Source organism: Hyphomicrobium sp., from assembly GCF_051860585.1.
Classification (GTDB): domain Bacteria; phylum Pseudomonadota; class Alphaproteobacteria; order Rhizobiales; family Hyphomicrobiaceae; genus Hyphomicrobium_C.
The window spans coordinates 255,551-272,203 of the sequence record NZ_JBHYDS010000003.1; the positions used below are offsets into that span (position 1 = coordinate 255,551).

Below are 16,653 nucleotides of genomic sequence, written 5' to 3' on the forward strand. Positions count from 1 at the left end.
ACCTGACCCGCTCGAAAGGATACGCAGGCAGAGAAACGCGGTACGGCCGCCGGCCCGCGTGGAGAGCATCCCAATCGATGGCAACCCCGTCAGCCCAGGCCGCCGACACCCGATCGAGCGCGCGGGCAGCCGTATCCGCCGCGATGCGCGCCGCATCGACACGCGGGTCGCAATCGAGCGTGCTCGGCGTGAACCAGATCCCCTCTCCGCTTGCGGGCTTCGCGATAAACGCGGCGAGCTTGGCAAGGAGGTCGTCACGGCTGCCGGCCACCACCGCGAGACGGCACGGCAACGCCGTTCGCCCGGCCTGCAGCGTGTAGGCGATGTCGGCAAGCGCGAGTTCCGGATGCGACGTGACGTGATCGCGCAGTCGCGTGATGAGCCGCACGAGCGCCTCGACGTTCATGGCTGAAAACACGCAAACCTCGGGCCCGCCCGGATGAGGCGCGCGAGGCTCGGGCATGTGCTCTTCGATGATGAGATGCGCGTTCATGCCGCCCGCGCCAATCGAGGTCACCCCGGCGCGGCGGGGCAGCTCATGGCCATCGCCGCCGATCGCGCGCCGCCACGGCTCGAGCGTGCGCTGCACGTAGAACGGCGTTGTCGCAAACGGGATGTCTGGATTGAGCGTTTCCGCATGCAGAGACGGCGCGAGTTGGCCATGCTTCATCTGCATCAGAACTTTCGCCACGCCTGCCAGCGCCGCCGCGGCGAGCAGATGCGCGACATTCGATTTCACGGTGCCAATGGGGCAAAACTGGGTGTCGGCGGTCTGCGCGCGGTACGCCTGAGTCAGCGCCCGGATCTCGATGGGGTCGCCAAGCGCCGTACCCGATCCATGCCCTTCGACATACCCGATGGTACGCGGGTCGATGCCGGCATCGGCGATCGCATTGGCAACGGCGGCGGCCTGCTGCGCCGGACTTGGCACCGTGAAGCCGTTGCGCACGCCCGCGTTGGTGACGGCCGTGCCCGTGATCACGCCGTAGATATGATCGCCGTCGCGGATCGCGTCGGCACGCCGCTTCAGCACCACGGCGCCGACACCCTCGCCGAGGATCGTGCCGTCGGCGCCGACACCATAGCCGCGCACGACATCGGCGGTTTTGCTCGTGAAATGTTCCTGCGAGACTGCAATCAGCTTCTGCGGATGCAGCAGCAGGCTGACGCCGCCCGCGAGCGCCATCTTGCAGCGCCCCGAGCGCAGCATGTGGACCGCCTCGTGCATACAGGTCGCAGCGGCCGAGCACATCGTGTCGAGAAAATAGGACGGCCCGGTCAGACCGTAGAAATACGAGACCATGTTGGGCACGGTGCCGGTGTAGCTGCCGCTCGCCCGCGCGCCGCCCGCCAGCATGCTTTCGAAGCCGAAATAGTCGTACTCGTTGGTCATGGACCCAACGAGCACGGCAACGTCGCCGCCGAGCTCCTGCTGCAACGTCTCACGCGAATAACCCGCATCTTCGAAGGCCTCGACGCTGGCTTCGAGGAACAGCCGCACCTCCGGGCTCATCAGTTCGGCTTCTGCCTGCGAGATGCGGAAATAGCGCGGATCGAACTTGTCGATATCGTCGAGGAACGCGCCCGTTTTTACGACCGTTTTGCCGAGCACGTCGCGCTCGGGGTGGTAGATGGCATCATGATCCCACCGCGTGCGCGGAACCGGCCCGACGCCATGGAGACCCTTCGAGAGCATCTCCCAGAACGCGTCCTGATCCGCCGCCTTCGCGACGCGAAGCGAAAGACCGATGATCGCGATATCGTGCGTGTCGTCGCTGACGGGCGACGGTGCGGCAGGGATCGGAGCGTCCTCGCGCCGCACATCGGCCCGCGCCTCAAGAGGAGCCGCCCTCATCGGCGCGGCCGGACCCGGCAGCGCACGCGCGAGCGCCGCGCCATGCTCCTCCACCAGATGCGCCGCGAGGCTTGCGAGCGTGACATGCTCGAAGAACAGCGTCTTCGACAGCGGACCCAGCAAACCCTCCAGCCGCGCCGTGACATCGACGATGATGATGGAGTCGAGACCGTATTCGACCAGGGCCGTATCGGCGCGGATGCGAGCCGCATCGACTTCTGTCGCCTCGGACAACAGCTCCTTGAGATGCGCAACGGTCCGCGCGGTTAGATCCGCATCGACAAGCGGCGGCGGATCCACATCGTCCGAAGCCGGCCCAGATGCGCCGGTCTCCCCCAGCAGCACATCGATGCGCGTGCGATCACCATAAAGAACAAGCGAGCGCGCGGCATCGGGAGCGGCCAGCAGACGCCACAGCGCGGCAATCCCGAGACCGGTGGGCAGCGGCTCCGTGCCGAAGCGGCGGCGCAAGGCCTCGGCAAACGGAGGCGCGACCGACATGCCGCCCTCGGCCCACAACGGCCAGGCCACGGCCCGCGTCACGCCACGCCGTTCGCCGCGCGCAACGGCCTCGGCGCGATGCTCGGCGAAAGCATCCAGGAACGCGTTGGCAGCCGCATAGGCCCCCTGCCCGGCATTGCCGAACACCGACGCGACCGACGAGCAGAGAACCAGGAATTGAAGATCGAGATGCGCCGTCGCCGCATCGATGTTGAGTGTGCCGTCAATCTTCGGCCGCAGCACAGGATCTCCACGGGCCGCGTCGCCGCCGAAGATGAATGCATCGTCCAGCACGCCCGCGGCATGGATGATGCCGCGCAGCGGCGCGAATGCATCTTCGACCCTTGCAACGAGCTCCACAACGTCTGCGCGGCTGCGCACGTCGCACGGCATGACCCGGATGTCGGCTCCGCCCTGTCTCAGCGTGTTAAGGCGGGCCGCTTGTTCGGCCGTCGCCGCGCCATTGCGCCCACTGAGCACGATGCGGCGCGCGCCTCCCGCAACGAGCGCCTCCGCGAATAGAAGGCCGAGGCCGCCGAGACCGCCAGTGATCCAATAGGCGCCATCGCGGTCGAGGTGCGGCGGCGGTCCTTCACCCACCCCAGCGCCCCACGGCACCGCCCGCCAGACGCGTCTTTGAGTGTTCTGATCGTAGCGAACCTCAACGAACGTATCGGCGCACGACCCCTCAGCCGCGACGATCGCGGCAAAACGATCCGCATCCAACGCTCCGCCGACGCGCATGACAACGCCGGACAATTTCGGATTTTCAAGCGTCGCGGTTCTGAGCAGCCCAACGAGCGGCGCCGAGAGATACGCCGGCATCGCATCCGGAACGAGAACGATGACCTTCCGCGGCGACTTCGGCCGCGAGGCCATCACGTCCGCGAGATGGGCGTGGATGGAACGCCACCAGAGCCCGGCGGTGGCAGCCTCGTCACTTTCATCGCGCGGCAACGGGTGAACGGTCAAACCCGTTCGCGCGGCGAGCGCAGTCCCGAGACCCGCGATGTCGCCTGCGAGAAAGAGATCGCAAGTCCTCTCACTGGACGTTCGAGCGCGTGCGGACGGCTGTTCCTGCCAAACTCCACGCGCGAGCACGAGCGCGGCGCCGTCTCGTTCATGCGGGGTCGGCGCCTCGATGGAGGTCACCTGTTCCGGCCCATCCGCCACGAGGCGCAGCGCAAGATCGTTGAAGGCGACGCGAACGTTGCCGTCCCGATCGGTGAGATCGATGTCGAGATGCAGCACGGCGCCGGACGCCCCGGCGCCACGCCTCGGCCTCACGTAGGCCCACATGCGCGCCTCACACGCGCCCGCGACGACCACGTCCCGACAGGCGAACGGAACGCCAGCGCCCTTCGGCGCATCGGGATCGAGCGCGACCCACGCCTGGATCGCCGCGTCCAGTAGCACAGGATGCAGAGGAAGCTCCCCCAGCGATCCGACAAGCCGGCGCGGCAGACGCAGTTCGGCCAGCACGAAGCCATCCCCACGATGGACCTCCGCGAGCGCTTGGAAGGCAGGGCCGTGCACGACACCACGCGCGGCAAGCCGCTGGTAGCAGACCCCAGGCTCAATCCGCTCCACAGCGCGCGATTTCAGCACCGCGAGGTCGTGCGATAGCACCACGAGATCGTGCGTCGCGGAAACAGTATCTGTCGCCGCGATGCGCCCTTGAACCGACGTCGCGCCTTCAGTCTCGCCGTCGCGAGCAGCCACGGTGAAGTCCGCCGCCCCGTCGCCCGATCGGACCAGCCGCACGTCGATGTCGACCGGCGTGTCCTCGCCAGCCACGATGGCCCGCCGCCAGACGACATCGGTTAAGCGCAGCGGCCGTTCGCCAGCTTCAGCATTTGCAAATGCAGCCCGCGCCATTTCGAGCGCGACGACGCCGGGCAATATGTTCCGGCCCTGTACGCAATGCTCGGCGAAGAAGAATTCCGATCCCATAAAGCGCGACCGGTAGGCGATCGCGTCGAACGTCGACACGTTGCGATGCAAAAACGGATGCGGCACGCCGGCCGAGTCCTTGGCCCCGAATGCCGTATCGAACCAATGGCGCTCCCGCATGAAGGGATAGAGCGGCGCATGCAGTCTTCGCGCGCCTTCCGGAACATTGACGACGGCGTCGCCGCCCGCGGCCCATAGGTCGGCAGTCCGCAACGGCTCCTCTGCCGAGATTTCGCCGTCGGGCGTCCGAACACGCCCGTCGCTCGCGCCCGCGAGGAAAGAGTTCAAGGCCGCAGAGAGCGCAGTCACATCCTCGACGACGAACGCCACGCGCCGCGCCATTGCCTCGCGCCCGCTCTGGAACGTCATGACGAGATCGGCAAGGTCCGCAGGCGGCTTCCGCTCGATGAAATCTCGCAAGTCCGCAGCATAGCGCCGGAGCGCGTCGTCGGTCCGCGCCGAAAGGGGCAGCACGAGCGAACCATGGTTGCTGGTTGCTTCCTCCCGCCCAACATCGGCCTCCACGATCACGGCATGCGCATTGGTGCCGCCGAACCCGAACGAGCTGACGCCGGCTCGCCTCGGGCTTCCATCAACGCGCGGCCACGCGGTCATCTCGCTTTGGATGCGGAACGGCGTACCCGCAAGATCGATCAGCGGGTTGAGCGTCTCGAACCCGACGTTCGGCGGCAGAGCCTCATAACGCAGGGCCGCGAGCACCTTGACGACACCCGCAACGCCAGCCGCGCCCTCGAGATGGCCAATGTTGGTCTTGACCGACCCGATGCCGCAACGATCCGCCTCGAGCTCCACGCCCGTTTCGGCAGCCCGCGTGCGGAACGCCGCCTTGAGGCCAGCGATCTCGATCGGATCGCCGAGCGGCGTGCCAGGCCCATGCGCCTCGATATAGCTCACGCTCTCCGGCCCAACCCCTGCCCGGCGATGCACGTCCGCAATCAGATCGGCCTGCGCATTAGGATTGGTGACGGTGAGCGAGCTGGTGCGTCCGCCGTGGTTTGTGCCGACGCCCGCGATGATCGCGTGGATCGGATCTCCGTCCTGCTCGGCGCGTGCGAGCGGCTTCAACAGCAGCACCGCGCCGCCCTCGCCGCGCACATAGCCGTCGGCACGCGCATCGAAGGCTTTCGCCAGCCCGTCGCGCGATAGCATGCCGCTCTTGGCAAAGGCGATGAAATGGTCCGGCGACCACGCCAGATTGACCCCGCCCGCGAGCGCGAGATCGCATGCGCCGTTCTCAAGATCCCACACGGCATCGTTGATCGCGACGAGCGACGCGGCGCACGCCGTGTCGTTGGTGACGCTCGGCCCGCGGAAATCGAACGCATGCGAGACGCGGTTCGCGATCACCGAAAACGCGATCCCGGTCGGAGTGTGCGCGTCGACCCTCGCGAGATGTTTCTGGATCAGCTCCGCGTAGTCCCAATGGCAGACGCCCATATAGACGCCGGTGCGGCTCCCCGCGAGCGCGCTCGCTCTGATGCCCGCGTCCTCGATTGCATGCCACGCCATTTCGAGCGCGAACCGCTGCTGCGGATCCATCCACGCGGCCTCGCGCGGAGAAATATTGAAGAAGCCGGCATCGAACGCATCCGCATCGGCGACGAACCCGCCCCAAATGCTGTTCGTCTTGTTGCCGGTCGCGGGGTTGCCACGGAACTCGCGCGCGCTCCAACGGCGCGGCGGCACTTCGGTGATGAGCGAGCGGCCCGCCGCCAGATGCGCCCAGAACGCATCGAGGCTGTCCGCGCCCGGCAGCCGCAGCCCAACGCCGATGATGGCGACGGGACCTGTCATGGCAGCTTCGCCCCTGACTGCATCGCCGCAAAACGGCGGCCGAGCAGGCTCGCCGTTTCGTCCATCAGCCGAAGCCCGATGTCATCCACATGCCGATCTCGCCACGTGGCAAGTCCCGCCCCTTTTGCCCATTGATTGAACGCGCCCTGTGCCGGCCCGCACTGCACCTGGAAATCGACTTTGTGCGCAAGGTCGCCAGCCAGCGCCCAGCGCGTCGCGTCCCGGAAGTAGCCCTTGAAAACCAGCGCCATGCGGTGCTTCGGCGAACGGCGCGCCCGGTCAACCTCGGGGCCTGGATATCGCGCGCTGATCTCCTCGAACACCGTCTCGAAGCTGCGTTTGAAATAGCGCTCCTCGATCAGTCCGCGCGTTTTCGCGTCGATCTCATCGATCGACTCGTGCTGGCGGTAGAGCTGCACGAGCTTCGTGGCCCGCGCCGGAAAGAAGATGCCCTTCTTCAGAACCTGCACGCGCGAGCCCAACTCGAACAGTTCACCGGAGGGCGCGTAGTCCGTGTCGTGCACGTTCATGCCCTGGAGCAGGTCCTTGACCGCGTCGCTCGTTGCGGCCTCGACGGTGCATTGATTGATCGACCCGGTGAGGATGAAATCCGCGCCCATCACCCACATGGCGGCCGCCGCCTCCGGCGTCCCGATGCCGCCCGCAGCGCCCACATGCACACGCCCGAACCGCGGCGTTCGCGCCGCGCAGTCGTCCCGCAGCATGAGAATGGCGGGCAGCAGCGTCAGCGGCATGCGCTGATCGGTATGCCCGCCGCTGTCGGCCTCAACGCAGATCGCGTCCGCCACCGGCGCGTCCCGCGCAAGTGCGGCCTCGTCCGGCGTCAGCGCCCCGCTCGCGAGCAGCTTCGTCAGCATTGCTTCCGGCGGCGGCAGCAGAAACTGCTCGGCCACGTCCGGACGGGACACCTTGGCGATGATCCTATGCCGCCCGCAAATGCGGTTGCCGTCCTTGACCAGCCCCTTCGCCCGGTAGCGCACGAGCGCGGGCGTCACCTGCATGAAGGCGGACGCTTCGATCCTCGTCACGCCATGCGTCATGAGGAGATCGGCGAGCTCGTCCTCGCGCTCCGGCGCGTGCGTGTGGGCGATGAAGTTGATCCCGTACGGCGCGCCGGCTGGGATCCGGCTCTGGATTTCGAGGATCGCCGCTTCGATGGCGGGAAGGCGCAGTCCGCCCGCGCCCAGAAAGCCCAGGAGACCGGCCTGCGCCATCCGGACGACAACGTCCACGGAGGCGATGCCCTGATACATGCCGCCGGCGAGATACGGATAGCGAACACCGAAGTCAGCGCAGAACGCGCGCGAACCGAGCCGCTCCATGCTGAAGCCCGAGCCGCCGTTCCGCGACGCGGCAGGCGGCGGCGCAATCGCCACTGCGGGCGGAGGAACCGCGACGGTGATGCCATTGAAAGGCGCGTGGCCGTTGAGTTTGCCATTCGGCTTGCTGCGTTGGATGGGCTCCTGTGGCGCCGGTTCGGGCGCCACGGCATCGACCGGCCCGCCCTCACTCAACGTCCGCATCACCATCGCCTTGACGACGCTCACGCCCTTGGGCGCGATCTCGTCGAAATCCGAGGGCGCCAAGCCGCGCGCGAAAAGGTAGCGGATGCTGTCCGCCCAGCGCACCGGCGCCGTGATCTGCTCCACCATCCGTTCGGGCAGGCTCGCCATGTCATGCGGCCGTGCGGTCACATTGGAGATGACGGGAATGCGCGGCGCTGCGAACGCCGCCTTGGCGACGACCTCACGAAACGCATCCCGCGCAGGCGCCATGAAAGGCGTATGAAACGCGCCGCTGACGTCCAGCACCTTGAAGAAGGTTGCCCCCGCGTCATGGAACGCAGCCTCCAGGGCGACGACGGCGTCGCGCGTCCCTGAGATCACGATCTGGCGCGGCGTGTTGTAGTTGGCGGCAAACACCTCACCTGCCCCATGGCGCGCAAGCACATCCGCGACGTGATCCGCGTCGAGGCCGAGCACCGCCGCCATGCCGCCGCCCTCGACCGCGCCCATCAGTTCGCCGCGCGCCTTCACGAGACGAAGGCCGGTCGCGAAGTCCAGCGCCTCGGCGGCGAACAGCGCGACGTACTCGGCCACCGAATGGCCCATCAGATAATCCGGCCGCGGCAGGGCTTCACGCCGGCTGAGATAGGATAGCGCCCCGACAGCAAAGAGCGCGGGCTGCGTGTAGCGCGTCTGCATGAGACGGTCGGCGGGACCTTCGAGGCAAAGCTCCGCAAGCGAAAGTCCGAGAATCTCGTCGGCGCGGCGAACGAGATCCGGGAAGGCGCCGAACAGCTCCGCGCCCATACCGACGCGCTGCGCGCCTTGGCCGGGAAAGAGGAAGGCCCTCATGCGTCCCTCCATGCCGCGCCGGGACGCTCCCAAAGCACCGTGCCGAGGTCCAGCCGCACGACCCGGTCGGCGACATGCCAGTAGCGTTCGTCATGCGTGACGGCGATGACGGTTTTGCCCTTGGCCTTCAGGTCGGCGAGGATCTTGGTGTAGAAATATTTGCGGAAATGGATGTCCTGCTCGGCGGACCACTCGTCGAAGACATAGATCGGGCGATCCTCTAGAAGCGCCGCGATCAGCGCCAGGCGCTTGCGCTGTCCCGTCGACAGGCTGATCTGGCTGAAGCGGCCGTTCTCAAAACGAACCTTGTGCGCAAGGCCCATTTCGACGATGAGCCGCTGCACTTCGGCCGGATCCGCATCCTCGATCCCGTACAGCCGGTCGAACAGGTGAAAATCAGCAAACACCGCGCTGAACTGCTCCCGCAACCCCGCGACAGCGCGCTCTTCGAGCGGCCGCCCGTCGATCTCGATGACGCCCCCGTCCGGCGGATAGAGCCCCGTCAACAAGCGCAACGTCGTCGACTTGCCGCTGCCGTTGCCGCCGACCAGGAACAGCGTTTCGCCGGCATGAACGACGAGGTTCAGCGGACCGACATGGAACCCCGCACTGTCGTGGCCGCGCCCGTGCGTGAACGTGAGCCCGCGATAGGCGATCTCGCGGAACCCGCGATAAGCCCCGCCCATCGCACGCGCTTCGGCGGGCGACACCGCCCCACCGGCATCCAGCTGCCGCTCGATGTCGGCAATCGCCCTCAGGCCCACGTCCGCCTGAATGAACAGCGGCGACTGCGCCACGATCTTGGCCAGCGGCCCCATGCAGAACAGCAGCGTCGGGATGAGCTGGAACACCAGGACGCCGTGCGCGGTAAGATACTGCGGCAGGATGAACCCCACGACGCCGAGCATCAGGTAGGTCACGAAGCTGCTCAGGAGAATGAGCGACGCCCAGTGTTCGCCGGCCTCGACAGCGGCCGTCTCGGCAGCGGCCGACGCGGTGCCGTAGGCGGCCATGGCCGCATCGCTCCGGAGCGTATTCAGCCGCAGTTCCTTGAAGCCGTTGATGATGTCGCCGGTCGCATCGAGCATCCGGGACTGGTGGCCGAACCCGCGCTCGAGCGTATCGCGGAAGTCGTCGTTGATCCGCCGGTAGCCAAGGATGCCGATCGCGACCGCCGCGATGAAGATGATCAGCGCCATCGGCGACAGGTAGGCGAGGTACAGCAGCGAGACGACGAGCAGCACGCTTTGCTGGAAGCTGTCGACGATGAGGGGAAACGTCACCGAGAGATGCGTGGTCTCACGCGAGATCAGACCGTAAAGCTGGCTGCGTCCGATGCCATCCACCACCGGCAGCTCCGACATGCGCAGCTTGTCCGTGACGCGCACGCGCAGGTCCCTGAGCAGCCGCTCGATCACGATATTCGCGCGCAGGAGCGCGATTTTGTTGCACTGGTAGTAGACCATGAACGACACGGCGAAGAGCAGCCAGAGCCAGAACGCCGGGCTCGCGCCGAGCGCCACCTTGTTCGCCACCTCGTTGACGACGACCACCAGCAGCGCATTGGCGACGCCCGCCACGAGCGTCAACAGCAGCATTCGCCTCAGGTCATTGGCGCTGGCGCCTCGGATGAAGTTCAGAATGACCACGTCAGTCTGCCCCCGCCGCGATCAGCCGCTGCTCAGGAACGATCTCCCCGACGTCGAGCGCGATGCACCGGTCCGCGCAGTCCCAGTACCGGTCGTCATGCGTGACCGCGATCACCGTCTTTCCGGTGCGCTTCAATGCCGGCAGCAGGCCCCGGTAGAAGACATCGCGGAACCAGGCGTCCTGATCCGCCGCCCATTCGTCGAACAGGTAGACCTCGCGCTGCTCCAGCAGCGCCACGACCATCGCCAGCCGCTTGCGTTGCCCCGTCGAAAGGGCCTGCGTCGAGAACCGCCCGTCGGCAAAGGTGACCTTGTCTTCGAGCCCCATGTACTGAAGCAGCATGTCGACCTGCTCCCGGTCGACCGTATCCAAGCCGTAGAGGCGATCGAAGAGGTGGAAGTCCGTGAAGATGGCCGAGAACATCTCGCGATAGCTTTGCAGCGTCGCATCCGTCACCGGGACGCCGTCGACGCGGATCGCGCCGCTGTCGGGCTGGTACAGTCCGGAGATGAGCTTGAGCGCCGTCGATTTGCCGCTGCCATTGCCGCCGATGAGGAAGATGATCTCTCCACGGGCAATTCGAAAATCCCAGGGCCCCGCCTTGAAAAGGCTCGCCCCCGTTTCGCTGCGGTAGTTGAACAGCAGACGATCGACCGAGATCTCCCGGAACGCCCTGAAATCCGGCGCGAGCGCATCGGCGGTGGCCGCAGGGCGCGAAACCGCACCCGCATCGAGGCGCTGTTCGAGCGCAAACACATGCGCGAGCCCGACGTTCGCCTTGTCGTACAGCGGAGCGGTCGACGTCACGGCCATCACCGGCCCGACGCAGAAGATCGCGACCGCCACGATTTTGTAGATGATGTCGGTGTAGCCGCTGAAAAACATCGGCAGCACGAAGATTACGACGCCGACGAGGAAGTAGAGGAACGCGTTCGAGAACAGCAACAGCCCGACCCACGTTCCGCCGATGCCGACGACCTTGGTTTCGAGATCCTCCACGATGGACGCGAAATTCCGCTGCAGCGCGTCGCTCTTGTCGGCGTTGAGGCGGATTTCCTGGAAGCCGTCGGTGAAATGACCGAGCGTGTTGAGCATGGCGGCTTCCTGCGCATGCACAGTCGCCATGGCCTTGGAAAGCCGCCGCCGCCGCAGCCAGAACTGGAGCAGGCCGACCAGCGTCACGCCGGAAACGACGACGAACGAAGCAACCGAAAGATACGCGATGTAGAGCAGGCAGAACGCCAGCAGGCACACGCTCTGCGCCGCGCTGACAAGCAGCGGAAAGCTCTGCGAGAGGTGGTTGGTCTCCTGAACGACGGTCGCGTAGATCTCGCCGCGGCTGATGTGTTCGAGCGGCCTCAGCTCCGCATTGCGGATTTTCTCGAGCACCCGCGTCCGCAGGTCGGCCAGGCGCCGTTGCAGCAGGCGGTTGGCTTCCCTGAGCGAAATGCGGTCGGCCACATAGAAGATCGCGAACGCGATGATGTACAGGACCAGCAGTTGAATGCCGACGGGCTCGCCGATCACGGCCGTCTCCGCGGCGGCATTGATCAGCCCGATCAGCAGGACGTTGCCGAGACCGGCGATGCAGGTCACCAGCAGGCCGCTGCGGAACGTATCGAACGATCCGATGGAGAGTAGCCGCAGCACATGCATATCTTACGCTCCACGCCCCCCGACGGTGGTCAGCGTCATTCGGCGCCGGTGACGCTCAGACGGCCGTTTCGTTGCAGATGGCAGCTAAGTGAAAGGGGACCGGAACCGCAAGGCGACCGCCCGGGATGTGCACGCTTATCCCCATGAGATCCGTAAACGCCAAATTGGCGTGACATTTCCGTTGCTACGCATGCCGACCATCCCCTAGATTCCTGGAGGGGATTCGCGCTCTTTGGCTCCTGCCACGGAGTATCTCCTTCAGACGGTGGGGGGCTGCCTGATGCAAGTCGAAGACAGAATTCGCGCGTTCATCGAACAGCAGTTTCTTGTCGAATTCGACGCCACCTTTCCCGAAGACACGGATCTGTTTCGCGAAGGCGTGATGGACTCCTTCGGTTACGTGCAGCTTCACCGCTTTCTGGAGCGGGAATTCGGCATCAAGTTCACCGAAGCCGAGCTGACGGACGCGTTGCTTGTGAGTTGCACGCAGATTTGCGTCCACGTCCTGCGCAAGATGGCCCAGCGCGGCGCATCAATGGACAACGTTCAACCGCACGCGCTCTCGGCCTGATCGCGGGGCCTGCTCACGCGTTCGCGTCGAAACCCGGCTGGCCAGAATGGCCAAAGCCTGTGGCCACGAAGGGCCTAATCCTGCATGTGCGGCATCGTCGGCTTCCTGCTTCCAGACGCGGATAGCGCCGCCTTCGACGGCATCCTGTCGGCCATGCTCGGCCGCATCGGCCATCGCGGCCCGGACGCCGCCGGCGGATTTGCCGACGACCGATGCGCCATGGGCACAGCCCGGCTCGCCATCATCGATCCGGCGGCAGGCGCGCAACCCATGTCGGACGCGAGCGGCCGCTACTGGATCTGCTACAACGGCGAAATCTACAACTACCGCGAACTGCGCGCCGAGCTCGAAGCCCGCGGCAGCATCTTCCGCACGCGCTCCGACACCGAAGTGCTCCTCGAAGCCTGGATTGTCTGGGGCGCGAAGTGCCTGCCCAAGCTGAATGGCGGCTTCGCGTTTGCGGTGTACGACAGGGACACACGCACGCTGGCGCTGGCGCGTGACCGGTTCGGCAAGCGCCCCCTTTATTTCGCGCGGCACGACGGCGGCCTGTTGTTCGCGTCCGAGATGAAGGCATTCCTGGCCTACCCGGGATTCCGCTTCGAGCAGAACGCCGATCAGATCGCGTCGATCCTGGGCCAATGGACGCCGCTTCCGCATCAAACCGGTTTCACCGGCATTGACAGCCTCGGCCTTGCCGAATGGCTGGAGGTCCGCGACGGGACGCTCACGCGCCGGTGCTACGAGCACCTCACCTTCGATCGCGGCCCGGCCGTCACGAGCGAGGCCGACGCCATCGCCCAAATCCGCGCCGCTTTGACCGACAGCGTGCGCCTCCGCCTGCGCAGCGACGTCGAAGTCGGCGTCTACCTGAGCGGCGGCCTCGACTCCTCCATCATCGCCCTCCTGACGAGCAAGGAAGTCGACCGCTCCGTCGCCACGTTCTCAATCGCGTTCGAAGACGCCGCCTTGGATGAATCGGACGCCCAGCGCGAGATCTCGGATTTCCTGCACACCGATCACACGACGCTAACCATCGGCCACGCAGACATCGTCACCAACTTCGAAGCCGCGCTCTACCACGCCGAAGTGCCGGTGTTCCGCAGCGCCTTCGTGCCGATGTATCTGCTGTCGAAGCGTACGCGCGAAGCCGGCATCAAGGTCGTGCTCTCCGGCGAAGGCGCGGACGAAGCGTTCCTCGGCTACGATCTGTTCAAGGAAACACAGCTCCGCGCAGCCTGGGACGGCCTCGACGACGCCACACGCCTCGACCGGATCGCCTCGCTCTACCCGCATCTCGATCACTACGGCCCGCGCGATCTCGCAGCCGTAACGGGCCTCTATCACCAGTTCTCACGCGAGCACATGGCGGGGCTCTTCTCACACGAGCTGCGCTTCCAGAACGGCCGCTTCTCGACACGCCTGTTGCGTGCGCCGGGCGACGCCTTTGCCGCCATTTCCGGCTTGGCCGCCGAGGCGCCCGGCTTCGGCGCTTTGACGGCCGTGCAGAAGGCCCAATGGCTCGAATTCCAGACCCTGCTCCCCGGCTACCTTCTCTCGACGCAGGGAGATCGCATGGCCCTTGCGCATGGCGTGGAGAACCGCTGCCCCTTCCTCGACAAGGCGGTGGTCGATCTCGCCAGCTCCGTCAATCTTCGCTTCGACGACGGCTTCGAAGAAAAGCGCCTGTTGCGCCACGCCTTCGCCGAGCAGCTACCGCCCGCCATTACGACCAAGCGGAAGTTCCCCTATCGCGCGCCTGACAGCGCGGCGTTCGCGAGCATGCGGCCCGACATGCTCGATGCCGTCTGCTCCGAGCAGGAGCTGGCGAAGCTCCCCTATCTCGACGTGCGTTTTGCAACCGCGTTGGTGAACAAGATCCTGTCGCGCCCGGCGTCTGAAATCAGCACCAAGGAAAATCAGACGTTCATGTTCCTGATGTCGCTGGCGCTGCTGCATCGCCAGTTCGTCTCGCGCGAACGGCTGCCTGCGATAGTACCCGCGCGCATGACCTTCTCCGACTACAGGAGCCGCGCGCAACCGCGCAATCAGTCCTCCCAGGGCAGCTTCATCTCCGTCACGTAGCGGCTGATATTGCGCCGAACGGTGGCATCCTCGAACATCTCGCGATTGGCGGCCAAAGCCATCGGCTTGGCGCGATCGATAATCTCCGTCAGGTCGCCCATGAACGACTTGTAGCGTGCGATCGCCGGCCGGGTGAGCCGCGTCAGGCGCGGGAGGTGGCTGGCGAGGAGCGCCTCGGCATCGTCTCCCACCGCATCGGCGAGGCCGGACGCCAAGGCTTCCGCGGCCGGAATGGGACGCGTCATCAGCGCCATATGATGCGCCTTCTGCAGGCCGGTCCGCCGGACCAGAAACGGCATCACGCACGCCGGAAAAAGTCCGAACAGCAGCTCCGACAGCGAGAACGTGGCGGAGCGATCGCACAGCACGAGATCGCACGAGCACGCGAGCCCCACGCCGCCGGCGTTTGCGCGCCCTCGCACCAGCGCAATCGAAATGAACGGCCCCGTCGCGAGGTGCGTCCAGAGATCGTAGAGCGGTGCGGGATCGAGCGCCGCGCCGCCGGCAGTTGCTTCGAAGTCGCCGCCGCTGCAGAACACGCTCGCCGCGCCCTCCAGAACCAGGATCGTGACCGGCTGATCGCGATCCTCGGTCGCACAAAGGGCAAGCACAGAGGATAGCTCCTCCACCATGCGCGCGTTGAGCGCATTGCCCGCGTCCGCCCGATCGAGCCGCACGCGGCAGAGCCCATCCTTGAAGCGAACGTCGAGTGTGTCGTAGCCCATGGCCGATCCTATCCTGCCTCAGGCGCCGAAAGCACGATGGCCGTATTCACGCCTCCGAACCCGAACGACAAACTAAGCGCATTGCGCACGGTCGCGGGCAAAGGCTCCCGTTGCACCCAGTGAAGCCCGGCATCGATCGGATCGTCGAGACCGTGCGTCGAATGAAGCAGACCTTTGCGCATCTGGAGCAGCGCCGACGCCACCTCGACCGCGCCCGCGGACGCGATGCCATGGCCGATGATCGACTTGGTCGCGTTGATCGGCGCGTGCGTCAGTCCTGCGGCGCGATAAGCGGCGGCTTCCGTATCGTCACCCAGCGGCGTCCCGGTGCCGTGCGCATTGATGTAGTCGATCTGATCCGGCGCCAGCCCTGCCGCCTCGAGCGCCAATTGAATGGCGCGCACCTCGCCGTCCAGCGAGGGATCGGGACCACGCCTCCCGTCGGTGATGTGTGACCAGCCGGACAGACGCCCGTAGCCGTCACCCGGAGGAACAGCATCGCCGCGCCGGATGACGAGCGCCGCCGCGCTTTCCCCGAACGCGAAGCCATCGCGCGCGCGGTCGAACGGACGGCAGCGGTCGCCTGCACTGAGCGCGCCCATCAGCGACAATGCCTCGAGTTCGAAGGCGCTGAGATCCTGCAATGCGCCAACCGCGATGCAGGCTTCGAGGCGGCCCGACGCAACCAGCTCGGCCGCTTGGATCACGGCCACCGCACCGCTCGCCGACGCACCACCAACCGAATACGTCTGGCCTTTTATACCGAACCGTTCCGCGCAGAGCGCAGCGAGGTCGGCATCGAAAAACGCGTATCCGAGATGCGGCGACACACGTCGTTGCCGCTCGGCGGCATCCCGCTGTGCCAGCATCAGCTCGCGGCTCTGCAGGTTCGATCCGCCGAGCACGAGCCCGATCCGGGATGGATCGAGCGCATCGAGGCCCGCTTCGGCCCAGGCTTCCGCGACCACGGCCACCGCCACGCGCGCCGAAAACCCCGCAGTGCGCGCCACGCGTCGCGTTAAAATCTCAGGCGGATCGGGAACTTCGATGCCGACAAAACGCGCGTCACCTTGCGTTAGCTGCCGGCCGGCCCGCAGGAGAGGCCCGAACAGATTTCGCCCGCTGAACAGCCCGTCGAACAGGCTATCCTTGCCGTAACCGAACCCGGTCGCAACGCCGATGCCGGTGACGGCCGGAGCCGCGCGATCAAGCGGCGAGCTTGGCATGGATCAGATCGGAGAGTTCTCCGATGTTGCGCGCGCCATGGAACGCCACCGGCGACATCTTGAGGCCGAGCGCATCGAGCGTCAGCAGCAGCACTTCGCTGCGTTCGATCGAGTTCACGCCGAGATCGGCCATCGACTCCGTGCGCGCGAACGCGTGACCGCCGAGTTCCGGCACCACATCCCGGATCTGAACCAGCAACGTGGCGAAAACGGCCTCCGGCCCCATGACGACTTCCCC

The 16,653-nt window shown here is 66.1% G+C and carries 9 protein-coding genes (1 of these 9 running past the window's edge); 2 read left to right on the top strand and 7 right to left on the bottom strand.

The annotated features are described in order from the left end of the window. The 4 genes in view from ACTIFK_RS06630 to ACTIFK_RS06645 are tightly spaced (at most 52 nt apart) and all read right to left on the bottom strand, a layout consistent with a single transcriptional unit that may run on beyond the window. Window positions 1–6,124, bottom strand: the start of a protein-coding gene (locus tag ACTIFK_RS06630; RefSeq protein ID WP_439542265.1) for an SDR family NAD(P)-dependent oxidoreductase. 13,598 nt of this gene lie to the left of the window's left edge; the window shows 6,124 of its 19,722 coding nt (coding positions 1–6,124); its start codon is at window positions 6,122–6,124; the stop codon falls past the left edge of the window. Further along, complete coding sequence (gene fabD / locus ACTIFK_RS06635; RefSeq protein WP_439542266.1) at window positions 6,121–8,502, bottom strand: ACP S-malonyltransferase; 2,382 nt, start codon at window positions 8,500–8,502, stop codon at window positions 6,121–6,123. Before fabD ends, ACTIFK_RS06630 begins: the two co-directional genes overlap by 4 nt. Beyond that, a complete protein-coding gene (locus ACTIFK_RS06640; protein ID WP_439542267.1) occupies window positions 8,499–10,100 on the bottom strand; it encodes a cyclic peptide export ABC transporter in 1,602 nt (533 codons plus the stop codon). Before ACTIFK_RS06640 ends, fabD begins: the two co-directional genes overlap by 4 nt. A 52-nt stretch (window positions 10,101–10,152) precedes the next feature. After that, window positions 10,153–11,808 (bottom strand): cyclic peptide export ABC transporter, encoded by a 1,656-nt coding sequence (locus tag ACTIFK_RS06645; protein WP_439542268.1) that lies wholly within the window; start codon window positions 11,806–11,808, stop codon window positions 10,153–10,155. A gap of 280 nt (window positions 11,809–12,088) precedes the next feature. On the opposite strand from ACTIFK_RS06645, the gene ACTIFK_RS06650 reads away from it, so the two are divergent. Together ACTIFK_RS06650 and asnB are read left to right on the top strand one after the other, a co-directional pair. Then, window positions 12,089–12,379 (top strand): acyl carrier protein, encoded by a 291-nt coding sequence (locus ACTIFK_RS06650; protein ID WP_439542269.1) that lies wholly within the window; start codon window positions 12,089–12,091, stop codon window positions 12,377–12,379. Between the two features lie 84 nt (window positions 12,380–12,463). Further along, entirely contained in the window at window positions 12,464–14,464 is a 2,001-nt protein-coding gene (gene asnB, locus ACTIFK_RS06655; protein ID WP_439542270.1) for an asparagine synthase (glutamine-hydrolyzing), read from the top strand. Here the strand turns inward: asnB and ACTIFK_RS06660 are convergent. The 3 genes from ACTIFK_RS06660 to ACTIFK_RS06670 are packed head-to-tail and all read right to left on the bottom strand — an operon-like array spanning window position 14,428 to window position 16,641. Next, window positions 14,428–15,189 carry an enoyl-CoA hydratase/isomerase gene (locus tag ACTIFK_RS06660; RefSeq protein ID WP_439542271.1) on the bottom strand — a complete coding sequence of 254 codons (762 nt, stop codon included), beginning with the start codon at window positions 15,187–15,189 and terminating at the stop codon, window positions 14,428–14,430. The genes asnB and ACTIFK_RS06660 overlap by 37 nt on opposite strands. An 8-nt stretch (window positions 15,190–15,197) precedes the next feature. Continuing rightward, window positions 15,198–16,415 carry a beta-ketoacyl synthase N-terminal-like domain-containing protein gene (locus tag ACTIFK_RS06665; protein ID WP_439542272.1) on the bottom strand — a complete coding sequence of 406 codons (1,218 nt, stop codon included), beginning with the start codon at window positions 16,413–16,415 and terminating at the stop codon, window positions 15,198–15,200. Continuing rightward, window positions 16,396–16,641, bottom strand: coding sequence for an acyl carrier protein (locus ACTIFK_RS06670; RefSeq protein WP_439542273.1), 246 nt, complete (start codon window positions 16,639–16,641; stop codon window positions 16,396–16,398). Before ACTIFK_RS06670 ends, ACTIFK_RS06665 begins: the two co-directional genes overlap by 20 nt. Window positions 16,642–16,653: the final 12 nt, after the last annotated feature.